Genomic DNA, 13,674 nt, shown 5'->3' on the forward strand with positions numbered 1-13,674 from the left:
GCAGTGGATTAGTACTCTATGTCCTCGGCAACCAACTGGAGGTTTTGTTGAATCGTGTGCAGTTCCGTCGCTATCTCTTCCCCAACCTCGTGTTCGAGTTCCGAAAGCCGGTTTTCCGTCTCACGGAGTTGCGTTTCCTTCGTTTCCGCGTCGTCAGGCAGGTTCGTCAGGCCCTTTTTCAGTGACCGAAGTTCCGAGGCGACGGACTCCGGTGCCTCGTCGGCAACGATTTCGAGTTCGGTTCGAATTTCGTCGAGGTCTGCTCGCGGCATATCAGCAGGAACTATGTCGATGGGCAAATCGGTGCTGGCCTGAACATTTCGATTGGATGGGACTTCGAGCGGTCATCGCCGTTTCCACATCCATCCTCCTCAGAGTGCCGGGTCGCTGTCGAGACAACAACTGATGACCTTTTCGAGGGACTGATTGCCACGGTACCGAACCGTTTCGCTCCTGGCATCGTATTCGACCAGCTTCGTCTCATTGAGGCGTGGAAGGTGGACGTGTCGGAGATGAACCTGGCTGTGCGTTGGGTCGTCGCTGAGCGCAGCTAGTTCCGAAACGGTCGCCGTTCCGTCGGTCTCCTTGGAAAGGTGGTCGATTATACGCCGCCGTTTGCGGTCGGAGAGTGCAGAAAACACTGCGTCGAGTCGGCGTGACTCGGATTGTACCATCGGTCTTTCGTTTACTCGTCACACCCCTAACGATGGCGCTTGCTATCGCAAGTCGTCATCATATCGAACAATCATCGACGAATTCGTATTCGTCGTATCGGCCGAGTTTCCGCTCGATTGCGTCCAACAGCCATTCGTCGATGGTTTCGTCGGCGCAGTCGGCTTTGATCTGTTCGCGCGTTTCGGCGTCGATGGTGAGGACGAGATGGGTGTGTCGCATCGACTATGGTACGTCATGGAATGGCAAAAGCATGACTCCGAACGCTGAAACCCTTATCAGTCCCCCACACGAACGTGCAGCCATGAACGTAGTGCCGGATACGAGCGCCGTCATCGATGGTCGAATTTCACAGAAGATCGATGACGGTGACTTTGCCGGGGCGACGGTACTCATCCCCGAGGCCGTCGTCAGCGAACTGGAATCGCAGGCGAACAACGGCGAAGAGAGCGGATGGAACGGATTGTCGGAACTCCAACGACTGGCGGACATCGCGGATACGGGTGATATCAACCTCGAATACGTCGGCGTGCGTCCGGAACCCGAACAGCAGGGATACGCCCATCGCGGCGAGATCGATGCCCTCATCCGGGAACTCGCGGACGAATACGACGCGACGTTCGTCACCAGCGATCTCGTCCAGAGCGAGGTAGCGAAGGCGAAAGGATTGGACGTCGAGTACATCTCGCCGAAGACCCGCGACGTGGGACGACTCGGTATCGAGGACTACTTCGACGAACAGACGATGAGCGTCCACCTCCGGGCCGACGTCGAACCGATGGCCAAACGTGGTGAGGTCGGTGAGATGCATTACCAGCGGATTCGTGACGATATCTCGACCGAACAGGAGCTCAAAGAGTACACACAGGAGATCATCGAAAGTGCGAAACAGAGTACGGAGGGGTTCATCGAAATCGACGAACCCGGCATGACCATCGTCCAGTTCCGCGACTACCGAATCGCCATCGCGGAACCGCCGTTCGCCGATGCGTGGGAGATTACCGCAGTTCGACCCATCGTCAAGACCTCGATGGAGGATTACGAACACGCCGACGAACTCAAGGGGCGACTGCTTGAACGCCAGCGTGGTGTCCTCATCTCCGGTGCACCCGGTGCCGGGAAATCGACGTTCGCACAGGCCGTCGCGGAGTTCCTCGCGGACAACGACTTCGCCGTCAAAACGATGGAGAAACCCCGCGACTTGCAGGTCGGTCCGGAGATCACCCAGTACACCGAACTCGCCGGGGAGATGGAGAAAACCGCCGACTCCCTGCTGATGGTGCGCCCTGACTACACCATCTACGACGAGGTGCGAAAGACGAACGACTTCGAGGTGTTCGCGGACATGCGCCTCGCAGGTGTCGGCATGGTCGGTGTCGTCCACGCGACGCGACCCATCGACGCGCTTCAGCGCCTCATCGGTCGCGTCGAACTCGGCATGATTCCGCAAATCGTGGACACCGTCGTCTACATCGAAAACGGTCAAATCGAGAAAGTGTACGACGTGACGACGAAGGTCAAAGTGCCCGAAGGCATGATGGAAGAGGATCTCGCCCGCCCCGTCATCATGGTCGAGGAGTTCGAAACCGGGACGCCCGAGTACGAGATTTACACGTTCAACCGGCAGGTCGTCACCGTCCCACTACAGGAGGGCGACCGTGACGAAGGTGGCGTTTCACGCCTCGCCAAACAGGAAATCGAACGGGAAATCCAATCCGTCACTCGCGGCCGAGTGGACGTAGAAATCCAAGGACAGAACAACGCGGTCGTCTACGTGGAGGAAAACGACATCTCCTACGTCATCGGCAAGGGTGGCGGTCGAATCGACGATATCGAAAACCGACTCGGAATAAGCATCGACGTACGCACGCACGAGGAAAAACCGTCATCGGTCGGAAACGGTTCTGCACAGGCCGAACCGCGCGGTGACGTCGTCGTTCCGGAAATCACCTCGCGGCACGTCATCATTCCGCTGGACGGCCACGCGGGGGAGACCGTCGAAGTGCAGGCGGATGGCGATTATCTGTTCACCGCGACGGTCGGCCGTGGTGGCGACATCCAAGTGTCGCGCGGAAGCGCGATTGCGGAGGAGTTGGAACACGCAATCGACAGGGAACGACAGATTACGGTGGTGACTGCGTAGAACAGCACGAAAGAAAAGAAGAAATCAGTTATTCAGCACACTGAGCGTCCGCACACTGCTCCAGCTCCGTCTCGGTCGGAAGATCGATGTCGTAGAGGTTCTGTCGGGCGTCAGCGAAGTAGATATCTTCCGTAACCACGCCGATGTCTTCGAGTCGTTCGAGCGCATAGCGAACCGTTCGCGCGGACAGCATCGACTCATCGACGATCTGTTTTTGCGTGAGCGATCCCTGATATTCGAGGACCTTGAATACGAGTTTGGCACTCGGTGGCAGATCGTCGATTTCCTCCCGTTCTGTTTGGCTCATCATCGTTACGAATCGAAACACCCCATCGGCATAAAACTATTGAGACACGGTGACATGGGATATGGGTAGCCATCCCTCTCCGTGCGGTTTTCGGAAGCCATTGGATGATATAGTCGGCTTGCCGACGGGGTGCGGATGACGCTCTCGTTCGTGATGACAGGAGCATCATCAAAAATCATCCACCGTCTCTGTTCGGGTCTCTTCTCACCGCTCCGATTCCGCGAGCACAGCTTTTTATCCGTTCTCCCGAAAGGTTCGATTTGAATGCTGAATCTGGCGGTCGCGTACCGAAAACAGACGTTCGAACGGATGTGTGAGCCACTCGCGGAACGAGGTATCCATGCACGCCACGTTCCGAACGAGGCGCGGACGTTCGACCTCTCGAACCCGTCGTGGGAATCGGGCGAGTTCGACGTTGGATTCGTCTATCCATCCCGGATGATGGAGGGTGGTGTCGTTGACACACTGCTCTCGGTTCCGTGGATAAACGATCGGGCAGCAGTGCTCACCTCGCGGAACAAGGCCGGTGTCGTCACTCGACTCGGGCAGGCGGATGTTCCGGTTCCGAGAACGGTGATGGTTTCGAACCCCGTCGAAGAGGGCGACCTTCGCGACGTCTTCGACCGATTCGACCCGCCGGTCGTCGTCAAACCCAACTCGACCACGCGCGGGACGGGCATCGCAAAGGTCGGCGACTTCGACTCGTTCCTCGGCGTCGTCGATTATCTGAATCTCGTTCACGACTATCGAGCGACGGGTGACAAATCGTTTCTCGTCCAGGAGTTTCTCCCGGCGGCCGTCGATTATCGTGCGATGGTCGTCGATGGGGAGTACGTCGGGGCGGTCGAACGACGACTACCGGATGATGCGCTCGCATCCGGTCGCTGGAAACACAACGTCCACCGTGGGGCAACCGCTCGCGGCGTTAGCCTACCGGACGAACATCGGAAAATCGCGGAGCAAACGGCGGCCGTGCTCGACATTCCGTTTTGTGGCGTCGATTTGCTCGATACCGGTGACCGAATCGTCGTCGGCGAAACGAACGCTCGTCCGACTATCGACGCGGAAACGAAATACGAAAACGGGTTTTACGACCGCCTCGCCGGACTGATTCGAGCAACCAGCCGTTGACGTTTTTCCAGACGGTTCGACGCTTTAGGCCTATTCGACGCTGATGTTCGCCGATTCGTCGGTCTTTTCGAGGGTGACTTCCAGGACGCCGTTGTTGTAGGTCGCTTTTGCAGATCGTTCGTCGACACGTGCCGGAAGCGAGATGCGTTCGTCGTACTCGCGGTGGTCACTGACGGCGCTGATGGTCATCATCTCGCCGTCGCATTTGAGGTTGATGTCCTGTTTTTCGACACCGGGAAGGTCGGCGATGACGCGAACGTGTTCGTCATCCTCGTGGATGTCGACGTGCGTGTCTGCCCCGAATCCCGACGCGCCGGTATCGACCTGCATGTCCACGTTTCCGCCCATCATATCGTTCATCATACGTTCGATTTCGCGAAAGAGGTCGTCGAAGGGGTCGTCGCGGTCGTCTCGTCGCATACGCGATAGTAAGCCCCTCCCAAGCAAAAGGTTTTGGACGGCCGCCAGGTGTACCGCAATTCGATTCGGTATCGAAACGTCTCACTTGTCGCTAAAATAAAACTCCGCGATCGCTAATTAGTGTGTTTTATGCGTCGACCCAAGGTGGCTTTTTGCGGTCTTTCTTGTGCTTGTTGATCCACTGGTTCTGCTCGGCGTTGTTCTCGGCTTCCGCGATGCCGATCTGCGCGTTGTTGTTCTCCTGCTCGTTGTACTGGACCGCCGTTGCGTCACCGAAGGCTGCACCCGCAACAGCAGCACCTTGCACGTTTGAGTTACCCTGCGCGACAGCCTGTGCCTGGCTGACTTCGGCGTTTGCTTCTTGATCGATTTCCTGTTCGTTCTCGTCTGCGGCCACTGTTCCTGCGAAGCCAGCGACGAACAGACTCGCCACGAGCGACAGCGTCATTAGGACTTTGAGCGTTTGTTTCATGGTTTTCTCTCCGGGCGGGAGAGAGTTATCGGACGCACGTTCGCTCCGTGCGATCCGTCCCACCCGTTTCGCACCATCGCCCGAGGTGTAAATGAATGGCCAGCACCGTTAATACGGTTTTGTCGTTTCGTAAACGGTCAAATCCCGAACTTACCGTGAGTAACGAAGAACGTGGGTGAATACGTCGTGGTCTCCGTGATACTAATTCCGTTACTGCTTCCTTATCGTCAGCCCGAATCGCCGACCTGTACCCGGTGCTATCGGCCAGTAATCGGAACAACCGTTCTGTACGCTGAAGCCGATAAAAAGCGTGACTATCTAGCCGGATTCCGTAGATAACGGTGGCACGTGCTCCGTTCTCGCTCGAGGAAACGAACAAGTACTGTCACGGTTCAGGCATCGATGAACGAGTCAACGCAAGTCGCGTAAGTGAACATCGATACGGGATGCACGTCCATGAACTGGCTGAATGGGGGTGTGATTGTAGACCTGCGATGGACGTTCACCTCGATTCGATATGGCTCGGAGGATGCTGGGACTGAGATGATTCGGAGACCACACCCACATACCCGCTCACGACGCCGTTTTTCCGCCGCTAACTGCGTTCGTCGAGTACCTCGATTCACTGTTCAATCCTCGTACTGGTATACCCGTTTATGACGGAGTGTGTACCAGCTAACTAGACGATTCGTGCTGAGAACCTCACGACGTCAGGTACGAAAATCGAATCCTCTGTCCGCTCCCGCGATGCGGAGATAACTTCGGCGTCTTGACTCGGCCGCTTTGCCATCGGTTGTGGTCGCGTCCCGTTGGTGATTGCTGTTCGGAGAAGGATGTGTCGTGTATCCACACTTGGTTTATGAGGAAACTCCCCTCATCGACGTGGCGTCGGAGTATCTCCGGAAGCGTTTCGTCGGACAGAGGGGTTCGACTCCATTTGATAATCGTTCAATCGCCGGTTGTCTCTTCTCGCTGCTAGCGCTCGCCGAGGCGTACGGCCGAACGACATGGAACTCGCACTGGTGGACTTCATGCCAGATAATCAACTCGGTGAGCACTCTAGGAACAGTTTGGACGGCTCGAATCGGCCACCTGCGCGTAATGTGGTTTCCGCTTGCGTCGCTCGCGAGGTCGCTCAACAAAAATAAAAATTCTCGTCGGCTATCTGCCGATTTTACATTTGGTCCGGTCGCTCTCGGTCTTTCTTGTGCTTGTTGACCCACTGGTTCTGCTCGGCGTTGTTCTCGGCTTCCGCGATGCCGATCTGCGCGTTGTTGTTCTCCTGCTCGTTGTACTGGACTGCCGTTGCGTCACCGTAGTACGCGTCTGCAGCAGCGACACCTTGGTAGTTGCTATTGCTCTGATAGACGTCTTGGTACTGGTTGACTTCGGCGTTTGCTTCTTGGTCGATTTCCTGTTCGTTCTCGTCTGCGGCCACTGTTCCTGCGAAGCCAGCGACGAACAGACTCGCCACGAGCGACAGCGTCATTAGGACTTTGAGCGTTTGTTTCATGGTTTTCTCTCCGGGCGGGAGAGAGTTATCGGACGCACGTTCGCTCCGTGCGATCCGTCCCACCCGTTTCGCACCATCGCCCGAGGTGAAAATGAACGGTCGCCACTGTTGAATCCGTTTGTACGTTCACGAACGACCAAATCACCGACTACTCGTGAGTATTGTAGAACATCACTGTCGGCTCTCGCTCGGCACAGACCGTTACGTACGAGATACCTCGTATTTCACCCCGGTCTAGCGACAGAATTCGAGGATTTTCGACAGTATCGTGTCTTTTAAATGGTGGATGCTAACACGAGCCAATACCGAACTGTCGAATATTTCCCGTCATCGAGGTGTTTTGATTTCGTCGAATATCGACACGAAACTAACGAATGCCGCTTCCCGACAATAGATCGAAAACAGCGACGGTTTAGAAACCGATGTCCAGCGCTTCGTTCGTCGTTTCGATACTCTCTTGTGCGTCCGCGGTGTTCGTCACCGCGCGAATCGCATCGACGTTCTCGGGAACCACGTCGCTCTCCTGGTGAATCGCTTGGAAGAGGTAGAGGTCGTTGCCTTCCATCGAGACCGATTCGCCCCAGAGGCAGTTCTCCCAGAGGTCTGCCCGCGGTCGGTCCCTGTCCATGGCGTGCTCCTTGAGTTTGCCAGCGCCGTCGATATCCATTCGTTCCGGAACGACGAAGATGCGCGACTGGCGTTCGAGCAGCTCACGAACTTCCTGCGCGTCCGGTTCGGATTCGAGCGAAACGTTGACGCTGTGCATGTGCATCAGCGTCGCCGGAACCTTCAGACCGAGCGTGTCGATGGAAAGGTCGGGGAAGATGGTTTTCACGTCGGGACCGTGGTGCGACGGCAGGCTGACCGGGTTTGGCACGATGTCGTTGATGGGGCCACGACCGGTCTGGGCCGGGTCGCCACCACGCCGGACGAGTGTCGCGCGAACCTTCTCGACGCCGTACTCCTCTCGGAGTGGCGCGATGAGGCGTGATAGTCCGGTCGTGTTGCACGAAACGACGCGGACGTGTCGTGCATCCACGGCTTTCTCGAAGTTTGCGCGTGCGTTGAAGCTCACGTCGGCAACGTCCGCGTCCTCACCGCCCTGATACAGAGCGGGTGTGTCATACTCCTCGTACAGCGATTTGTTGTCCGCACCGATTCCGGAGGGACAGGCGTCCACGACCACGTCGGCCTTCTCGACCATCTCTTCGACCATTCCGGCGAGTTCGATTCCCGCGTCGTCGAACTGCCCTGCGCGCTCCTCAATCGCGGCGTAGAGCGGATACCCTTTCTCGACTGCTCCCTCGGCTTCGAAATTGGGTCGGGTCTTTGCGACACCCACGACCTCCATGTCCGGTTGCGCCCGAACAGCGTCAGCGACTCGTTTCCCGATAGTCCCGTACCCGTTGATGCCGACCTGTAGCATGTACATCCCCAAATCCAACACCCGCCACTAAAACCGTTTCGAGCCGTCTCGCCCCGGAACTAACTCGCCTCCGAGTAAGGCTGAAAGGGAACACCTAACCGCACCCGAAAGCTACGCCAGACACATGAGTCTGGACGACGCGGCGAAAACCGCTGTCGAGCAGTGTATGGCCCTCCGACCGGACGAAAGCTGTGCGGTCATCACCGACGACAAACGGTGGGACATCGGAAAGGCGTTATACGACGCGGCCCGCGAAATCACGGACGACGTCGTTATCGCGCGCTATCCAGTCGGCAATCAGCACGGCGAGGAACCGCCGGAACCCGTCGCCGCCGCGATGTCCGGCGCGGACGTCGTTCTCGCACCGACGACGAAGAGTCTAAGTCACACTCGTGCACGTGGCGAGGCAAACGATGCGGGGACACGAGCGGCCACCCTCCCAGGAATCACGGAGGAAGTGATGGTCACAGGTCTGTCCGCCGACTACGAAACCATCGACCAACAGTGTCAGGACGTGCTCGCGCAGGTCGAAGGCGCGGACCAAATCCGCGTCACGACCAAAAAAGGAACCGATATCACGTTCGAACCCGGTGACCGCGAGTGGTACGACGACACCGGCCTCTGTCACGAACCCGGCGACTTCACGAACCTCCCGGCCGGTGAGGTGTTCGTCAGCCCCGAGAACGTAAACGGACGCTACGTCGTGGACGGTACGATGCGCCCCCACGGCCTTCTCGAAGACGGACAAACCCTCGAATTCGAAGTCGAGGACGGCTACGTAACCGAAATCAGTGACGACGAAATTCGCTCGCAGGTCGAAACCGCCGCCGAGGAAGTCGGCCAAGACGCCTACAACCTCGCAGAACTCGGTATCGGAACGAACGTCGCCGTCACCGAACTCGTCGGCTCCGTCCTGCTCGACGAGAAAGCGGGCGGGACGGTTCACATCGCAATCGGCGACGACGCAGGCATCGGCGGCGACACCGACGCTCCGCTGCATCTCGACGGTATCATCCGCGAACCGACCGTCTATGCAGACGGGGAGGAAGTCGAACTGCCGCGATCCTGAAGTCGCCACCTTTCCACTTCCGAATGCCAATCATCCACGGAACCAAAGTTCACGGCGTCGAGGTCGATGCAGAGACACGATGCTCGCACTATCACACTGAGCGAGACGTAATCGCGATTCGGTACCCGTGCTGTGACGAATTCTATCCCTGTTTTCAGTGTCACGACGAAGTAGCCGACCATCCCCGGGAAACGTGGCCCGAAAACCAGCGCGATTCGGAGGCGGTGCTGTGTGGTGCTTGCGGTTCCGAACTAACGATTGCGGAGTATTTGGCCTGTGAATCGCAGTGCCCTGACTGCGACACGGAATTCAATCCGGGCTGTGCGAACCATTCTCATCTGTACTTCGAGGACTGATTCGTCTCCACGCACTTTTACGCCCCGAGTCCATACCCTCCGATATGAGCGATACTGCGGAACGTGTGGCAGTCGTCTGCCCATCCTGTTCCCCCAACGATGAAACCGTCCACGAGGTGCTCAAACCGGGTGGGCAAGCGACGGTGCGCTGTACCGAGTGCAGTCACGTCCACAAGACGAAAATAGAGCGAGTACAGACCGAAGAAATCGACGTCATCGTTTCCCAGGAGGGCGAGTCGTTCTCCGCGGCGGCCGATGTGCCGGTCGAGGAGACGCTAGCTGTCGGCGAGGAATTCGTCCTCGAAACCGACGAGGCGATATTCGTCGTCCGAATCACGAGCCTCGAACAGGACCACGACCGACGCGTCGAGGAGTCCGCCGCCGAGGACGTCGAAACCATCTGGACACGAGCGGTGGACAACGTCTCGGTTAACGTGACGATACATCCGAACGACGGACGCAGGGACAACTCCCGCGGCATCAAGGTGAACATCCCCGGTGATTACGAGTTCGTCGTCGGCGAAACCGAGGAACTCGCCAACGAGGAGTTCACGATCGACGGTATTCTCGTCACCGACGACGCGACTGGCTACAACCACGACCGACTCGACTTCGACGGCGACACCGTGATAGCAAAGGACGTAAAGCGCATCTACGCGGAAGACGAGAGTTCGACCGCGTGGTCTGCGTGGTAGCGCAGTAAAGCGCGTCCGAATCCGACTCGAGACGACTCCGAACGAGCTTTTTGATTCCACCTCACGAGTTCGGCTGATGCGGAGGCCTAGCTTTTTTCGAATACCACCCGAGCAATCCGTATGGACTACCGTGAACTCTGTCTGCTGTGGGCTGCCCGCGAGACGGGCCTCATCGAGACGGTCATGTTCGAAGCAGGAACCGTCGAGGATGTCGCCGAAAAAACCGGTGTCACGGAGCGCTCGACTCGAATCACGCTCGAAGCGATGGTAGAGATGGGGTTTCTCGAACGGTTGGACGACGAATACGAAGCAACCAATCGTGCCCTCGGCCTGTTCACCAAAACGGACGTTCGATCGGTCGGAAGCGTTCCACATCGGCTCGATTGCCTCTCACGATGGATCGAACTCCCGAAAACGATGCGAACTGGCTCTCCGCCGGACCTTCCGGACGATTGGACGACGAATTTCATGGGTGCGATGGCCACGGTGGAGGAACCGACGGTTCGGTCGTGTGTCACCGAGGCGGTACACGAACACCCGGACGCGGAGCGCGTTCTCGACGTCGGTGGCGGTCCCGGCACCTTTGCCACGGAGTTCGCTCGTCGGGGGTACGAAACAACGCTGGTCGACCAACCCGACGTTATCGACATCGACAGTCGGTTTCTCGAACACGAACCCGTCGTACTGGCCGCCGGTGATGTGACCGACTCCCTTCCGACCGGATTCGATATCGTGTTCTGTTCCCGAGTAGCTCACGCCCTCGGTCCGGACGAAAACCGACAGCTCCTCGCAAACGCGTTCGATGCGCTCGAACCCGGCGGTGTCGCCGTCTTCACCGACCAAGTACGCGGGCGTGCGGAGGGGGCCGCGCTGATGGGAGCACACATGCTCGCACAAACCGAAAACGGCGACACGTACACTGCGAACGAGTTCGAAAACTGGTTCGCCAGCGCGGGGTTCGTGGAGTTCGAAATTCGTGATATTCCGGGCACGAATCAGCAAGCAATCGTCGGTCACAGGCCGCGCAATTGAAGAACGTCCGAACCCAACGCGGGCGTATGGAACCGCCGGTCCTGCGCGACGATATGGTCGCCAGTTTGGAGCACGAAATGAAGGGCCTGGTGCGAAGCGATCACGTTGGTCTGGCACTTCGAACCGTACCTCGCCACGAGTTCGTGCCGATAGACGCCGACGAAGGGGCGTACTCCGACCAGTCGTTCGATCACCGGGGGACGCGAATCCTCGCTCCAAGTATCGTCGCCCAACTGCTCGAAGCGCTCGACGTTCGGGAGGACGACTCCGTCCTCGTCGTCGGTGCCGGAGTCGGCTACACCTCGGCAGTACTGGCCGAAATCGTCGGCGAACACAACGTCCATGCGCTCGATATCACGCGAACCATCGTCTACGAAGCCCGGCAAAACCTCGATTCCGCGGGATACGGTGGCGTCCTCGTGGATTGTCGCGACGGTGCCGACGGCCTGCCAGAGTACGCGCCGTTCGATCGGATTCTCGTCGAAGCCGCAGCCATCGAACCGCCGAGAACGCTCGTTTCGCAACTCACCAACGACGGCCGACTCGTAATTCCGCTTGGAAGTGGAACGCAGCAACTCGTCGCCGTCGAACCCGTGGACGCCGGAGTTCCCGAAATCGCCGAAGCGTTCGGAACCACTGCATTCGCACCGCTCCTCGTCGAGGGTGAACAGGCGGATACCATCGAGCGTAACCGAACCAACAGGGAAGACCGTGAGTTCGCCGAACGACACGCCCAGACACGGCACGGTTGGGAGCACGACTGGATCGACTGGGACGGCTACTGCTAATCGGCTCGGTAGTCCGTGAACCCGATTTTTCAATCACTGACTACCAGTATTCGGGTATTTTCACGTTTGTCCGCGAACTCACTCCCTGCAGGCGGCTTGATGTCTATTTCAAGCGTTCCGTCGTCCTGGTTCGGTCCGAGCCCTGGGTCTATCGAGAGGCGTGCCCGCCCGTCGCTTTCCGTCGTTGCAGTTTCGACGCTCTCCAGCCTCGCCGAATCGCTTTTCACGACGACGGTTGCGTCGGCAACCGGTTCTCCGTCCGCGTCGATGACGACGATGTCGAGCGTTTGGTGTCCCGGTTCGATAACTTCTGGTTCCGGTTTCGCATCGAGTTCGCTCACGGCCAATCCGTTGAGCCCCGAGAGCATGTTCATCATGACGCTCAAACTAGCCACGCCGACGACGAGCGCGATTACGAGCCGAATCGGGAGCCCCTCGATGGCGCGGTCGTCTGTCCGAAACCGCTGACGTATGGACATGCCCCGGTCTGGTACCGGTTTCGAATATAAACCTTCGTCCGAGAGTTTATCCGATAAGGCGGGACTATCCACCTCCATGACGCAGGTTTTGGGCGGAACGAGGGGCTTGGATACGGCAGGTAACCTCGGCCACTACCGCGCCAGGGACGGAAGTCCGGGGGCAACTGTTCGAATCGACCTCGACAACCCCCACGTCGGGCTGATAGTGGGAAAACGGGGGTACGGAAAATCGTACACTCTCGGCGTGTTGGTCGAAGAACTTGCGGACGCGGAGGGGGTCACACCGGTCGTCGTGGATCCGATCGGGGTGTTCACGACGTTTGAAGGGGTTTCGGGCTTCGAGGTCGTTTCCGATCCTCGCGTGTCCGCCGATACGCTATCGCCGCGGGCGTGGTGTGATTTGCTTGGCCTCGATCACGAGAGTGCAACCGGTTCGCTGGTGTGGCGTGCTGTCAGTGAAACATCGACACTGGCTGAAATGAGGGATTTCGTCTCCGAGGCTGACGCGAACCCGGCAACTTGCCGCTCGGCACGAAACCATCTCGCGCTCGCGGCGTCGTGGGACGTGTTCTCGTCGAACGGTCTCACCGCAGCGGCGTGTGTAGAACCCGAATCCGGGATTCTCCTCGATTGCTCCGGCTGCGATCACGCACCGATGAACGCCGTGGTTCGAGCGGTCGCGGGCGATCTGTACCGCGCCCGGGTTGCGGAATCCATCGATACGCTCCCGTGGTTAGTGGTGGACGAAGCCCACGCTTTCTTCGGTGGTATCGCCGACGCAGCACTCAGGACGATTATCACGAGAGGACGACATCCCGGCGTTAGCCTCGTTGCCGCAACACAGCGTCCCGCCGCACTGCCCGAGGTGGCGATTTCGCAGTCCGATCTGCTCGTCGCCCATCGATTGACCTCTCGTCGCGACCGCGACGCGCTTGCCCGTGCTCGCCCGACCTACATGCAGGGGTCGTTCACCGATCGGATGCCGGAAACCCCCGGTTCAGCTGTCATCGTGGACGACGCTACCGAACGCGTCCATTCGGTACAAATCCGAAAACGACAGGTCGAACACGGCGGCGGGAGTCCGAGTGCGAACGAACTCCGAAAGGGATAGGTTGCGCTGCTGATTGCAATCGGATACGAGAAACGGACCACGTTTCCCGGCGACGTTTCG

At 58.4% G+C, this 13,674-nt stretch carries 17 protein-coding genes; 8 read left to right on the forward strand and 9 right to left on the reverse strand.

From position 1 onward, the window contains the following. Positions 1 to 8 precede the first annotated feature (8 nt). From OOF89_RS08390 to OOF89_RS08400, 3 genes are all read right to left on the reverse strand, one after another. Complete coding sequence (locus OOF89_RS08390) at positions 9 to 272, reverse strand: hypothetical protein (RefSeq protein ID WP_266075111.1); 264 nt, start codon at positions 270 to 272, stop codon at positions 9 to 11. 99 nt (positions 273 to 371) lie between these two features. Further along, positions 372 to 674 carry an ArsR/SmtB family transcription factor gene (locus OOF89_RS08395; RefSeq protein WP_266075113.1) on the reverse strand — a complete coding sequence of 101 codons (303 nt, stop codon included), beginning with the start codon at positions 672 to 674 and terminating at the stop codon, positions 372 to 374. Between the two features lie 58 nt (positions 675 to 732). Beyond that, entirely contained in the window at positions 733 to 894 is a 162-nt protein-coding gene (locus OOF89_RS08400; protein ID WP_266075115.1) for a hypothetical protein, read from the reverse strand. Positions 895 to 976: 82 nt separating this feature from the next. Here OOF89_RS08400 and OOF89_RS08405 point away from each other — a divergent pair, with 82 nt between their 5' ends. Then, complete coding sequence (locus OOF89_RS08405; protein ID WP_266075117.1) at positions 977 to 2,815, forward strand: PINc/VapC family ATPase; 1,839 nt, start codon at positions 977 to 979, stop codon at positions 2,813 to 2,815. 28 nt (positions 2,816 to 2,843) lie between these two features. Here the strand turns inward: OOF89_RS08405 and OOF89_RS08410 are convergent, their stop codons facing one another. Then, positions 2,844 to 3,122 carry a MarR family transcriptional regulator gene (locus OOF89_RS08410; protein WP_266079719.1) on the reverse strand — a complete coding sequence of 93 codons (279 nt, stop codon included), beginning with the start codon at positions 3,120 to 3,122 and terminating at the stop codon, positions 2,844 to 2,846. 264 nt (positions 3,123 to 3,386) lie between these two features. Here OOF89_RS08410 and OOF89_RS08415 point away from each other — a divergent pair, with 264 nt between their 5' ends. After that, positions 3,387 to 4,253: an ATP-grasp domain-containing protein gene (locus OOF89_RS08415; RefSeq protein ID WP_266075119.1), complete on the forward strand. Its 867-nt coding sequence runs from the start codon at positions 3,387 to 3,389 to the stop codon at positions 4,251 to 4,253. 30 nt (positions 4,254 to 4,283) lie between these two features. On the opposite strand, the gene OOF89_RS08420 is transcribed toward OOF89_RS08415, so the two are convergent. The 4 genes from OOF89_RS08420 to OOF89_RS08435 all read right to left on the reverse strand — a co-directional run bounded on the left by OOF89_RS08420 (position 4,284) and on the right by OOF89_RS08435 (position 8,084). Next, positions 4,284 to 4,673, reverse strand: coding sequence for an Hsp20/alpha crystallin family protein (locus tag OOF89_RS08420; RefSeq protein ID WP_266075121.1), 390 nt, complete (start codon positions 4,671 to 4,673; stop codon positions 4,284 to 4,286). Between the two features lie 127 nt (positions 4,674 to 4,800). Continuing rightward, a complete protein-coding gene (locus tag OOF89_RS08425; protein WP_266075123.1) occupies positions 4,801 to 5,145 on the reverse strand; it encodes a hypothetical protein in 345 nt (114 codons plus the stop codon). A gap of 1,174 nt (positions 5,146 to 6,319) precedes the next feature. Next, a complete protein-coding gene (locus tag OOF89_RS08430; protein ID WP_266075125.1) occupies positions 6,320 to 6,658 on the reverse strand; it encodes a hypothetical protein in 339 nt (112 codons plus the stop codon). Between the two features lie 412 nt (positions 6,659 to 7,070). After that, a complete protein-coding gene (locus tag OOF89_RS08435) occupies positions 7,071 to 8,084 on the reverse strand; it encodes a type II glyceraldehyde-3-phosphate dehydrogenase (RefSeq protein WP_266075127.1) in 1,014 nt (337 codons plus the stop codon). A gap of 124 nt (positions 8,085 to 8,208) precedes the next feature. On the opposite strand from OOF89_RS08435, the gene OOF89_RS08440 reads away from it, so the two are divergent. The 5 genes from OOF89_RS08440 (at position 8,209) to OOF89_RS08460 (ending at position 12,024) form a co-directional block, all read left to right on the forward strand. Further along, positions 8,209 to 9,153 (forward strand): aminopeptidase, encoded by a 945-nt coding sequence (locus tag OOF89_RS08440; protein WP_266075129.1) that lies wholly within the window; start codon positions 8,209 to 8,211, stop codon positions 9,151 to 9,153. A gap of 23 nt (positions 9,154 to 9,176) precedes the next feature. Then, positions 9,177 to 9,509 carry a CHY zinc finger protein gene (locus tag OOF89_RS08445; RefSeq protein WP_266075131.1) on the forward strand — a complete coding sequence of 111 codons (333 nt, stop codon included), beginning with the start codon at positions 9,177 to 9,179 and terminating at the stop codon, positions 9,507 to 9,509. A gap of 44 nt (positions 9,510 to 9,553) precedes the next feature. Continuing rightward, positions 9,554 to 10,204, forward strand: a complete 651-nt coding sequence (locus OOF89_RS08450) for an HVO_0476 family zinc finger protein (RefSeq protein ID WP_266075133.1) — start codon at positions 9,554 to 9,556, stop codon at positions 10,202 to 10,204. A gap of 120 nt (positions 10,205 to 10,324) precedes the next feature. After that, the gene (locus OOF89_RS08455; protein WP_266075135.1) at positions 10,325 to 11,236 is read left to right on the forward strand and encodes a class I SAM-dependent methyltransferase; all 912 of its coding nucleotides are present in this window, start codon (positions 10,325 to 10,327) and stop codon (positions 11,234 to 11,236) included. A 26-nt stretch (positions 11,237 to 11,262) separates the two neighbouring features. Then, complete coding sequence (locus OOF89_RS08460; protein ID WP_266075137.1) at positions 11,263 to 12,024, forward strand: protein-L-isoaspartate O-methyltransferase family protein; 762 nt, start codon at positions 11,263 to 11,265, stop codon at positions 12,022 to 12,024. A gap of 29 nt (positions 12,025 to 12,053) precedes the next feature. On the opposite strand, the gene OOF89_RS08465 is transcribed toward OOF89_RS08460, so the two are convergent. Further along, positions 12,054 to 12,503 (reverse strand): Ig-like domain-containing protein, encoded by a 450-nt coding sequence (locus OOF89_RS08465; protein ID WP_266075139.1) that lies wholly within the window; start codon positions 12,501 to 12,503, stop codon positions 12,054 to 12,056. A gap of 76 nt (positions 12,504 to 12,579) precedes the next feature. Here OOF89_RS08465 and OOF89_RS08470 point away from each other — a divergent pair, with 76 nt between their 5' ends. After that, a complete protein-coding gene (locus OOF89_RS08470) occupies positions 12,580 to 13,614 on the forward strand; it encodes an ATP-binding protein (RefSeq protein WP_266075141.1) in 1,035 nt (344 codons plus the stop codon). Positions 13,615 to 13,674: the final 60 nt, after the last annotated feature.

This window comes from Haladaptatus caseinilyticus (genome assembly GCF_026248685.1).
GTDB lineage: Archaea > Halobacteriota > Halobacteria > Halobacteriales > Haladaptataceae > Haladaptatus > Haladaptatus caseinilyticus.

Coding starts and splice junctions, on each gene's coding strand:
- OOF89_RS08455 (WP_266075135.1), top strand. CDS start 10,325: ATGGACTACCGTGAACTCTGTCTGCTGTGGGCTGCCCGCGAGACGGGC.
- OOF89_RS08425 (WP_266075123.1), bottom strand. CDS start 5,145: ATGAAACAAACGCTCAAAGTCCTAATGACGCTGTCGCTCGTGGCGAGT.
- OOF89_RS08400 (WP_266075115.1), bottom strand. CDS start 894: ATGCGACACACCCATCTCGTCCTCACCATCGACGCCGAAACGCGCGAA.
- OOF89_RS08395 (WP_266075113.1), bottom strand. CDS start 674: ATGGTACAATCCGAGTCACGCCGACTCGACGCAGTGTTTTCTGCACTC.
- OOF89_RS08430 (WP_266075125.1), bottom strand. CDS start 6,658: ATGAAACAAACGCTCAAAGTCCTAATGACGCTGTCGCTCGTGGCGAGT.
- OOF89_RS08390 (WP_266075111.1), bottom strand. CDS start 272: ATGCCGCGAGCAGACCTCGACGAAATTCGAACCGAACTCGAAATCGTT.
- OOF89_RS08445 (WP_266075131.1), top strand. CDS start 9,177: ATGCCAATCATCCACGGAACCAAAGTTCACGGCGTCGAGGTCGATGCA.
- OOF89_RS08440 (WP_266075129.1), top strand. CDS start 8,209: ATGAGTCTGGACGACGCGGCGAAAACCGCTGTCGAGCAGTGTATGGCC.
- OOF89_RS08450 (WP_266075133.1), top strand. CDS start 9,554: ATGAGCGATACTGCGGAACGTGTGGCAGTCGTCTGCCCATCCTGTTCC.
- OOF89_RS08460 (WP_266075137.1), top strand. CDS start 11,263: ATGGAACCGCCGGTCCTGCGCGACGATATGGTCGCCAGTTTGGAGCAC.
- OOF89_RS08410 (WP_266079719.1), bottom strand. CDS start 3,122: ATGAGCCAAACAGAACGGGAGGAAATCGACGATCTGCCACCGAGTGCC.
- OOF89_RS08405 (WP_266075117.1), top strand. CDS start 977: ATGAACGTAGTGCCGGATACGAGCGCCGTCATCGATGGTCGAATTTCA.
- OOF89_RS08465 (WP_266075139.1), bottom strand. CDS start 12,503: ATGTCCATACGTCAGCGGTTTCGGACAGACGACCGCGCCATCGAGGGG.
- OOF89_RS08415 (WP_266075119.1), top strand. CDS start 3,387: ATGCTGAATCTGGCGGTCGCGTACCGAAAACAGACGTTCGAACGGATG.
- OOF89_RS08470 (WP_266075141.1), top strand. CDS start 12,580: ATGACGCAGGTTTTGGGCGGAACGAGGGGCTTGGATACGGCAGGTAAC.
- OOF89_RS08435 (WP_266075127.1), bottom strand. CDS start 8,084: ATGCTACAGGTCGGCATCAACGGGTACGGGACTATCGGGAAACGAGTC.
- OOF89_RS08420 (WP_266075121.1), bottom strand. CDS start 4,673: ATGCGACGAGACGACCGCGACGACCCCTTCGACGACCTCTTTCGCGAA.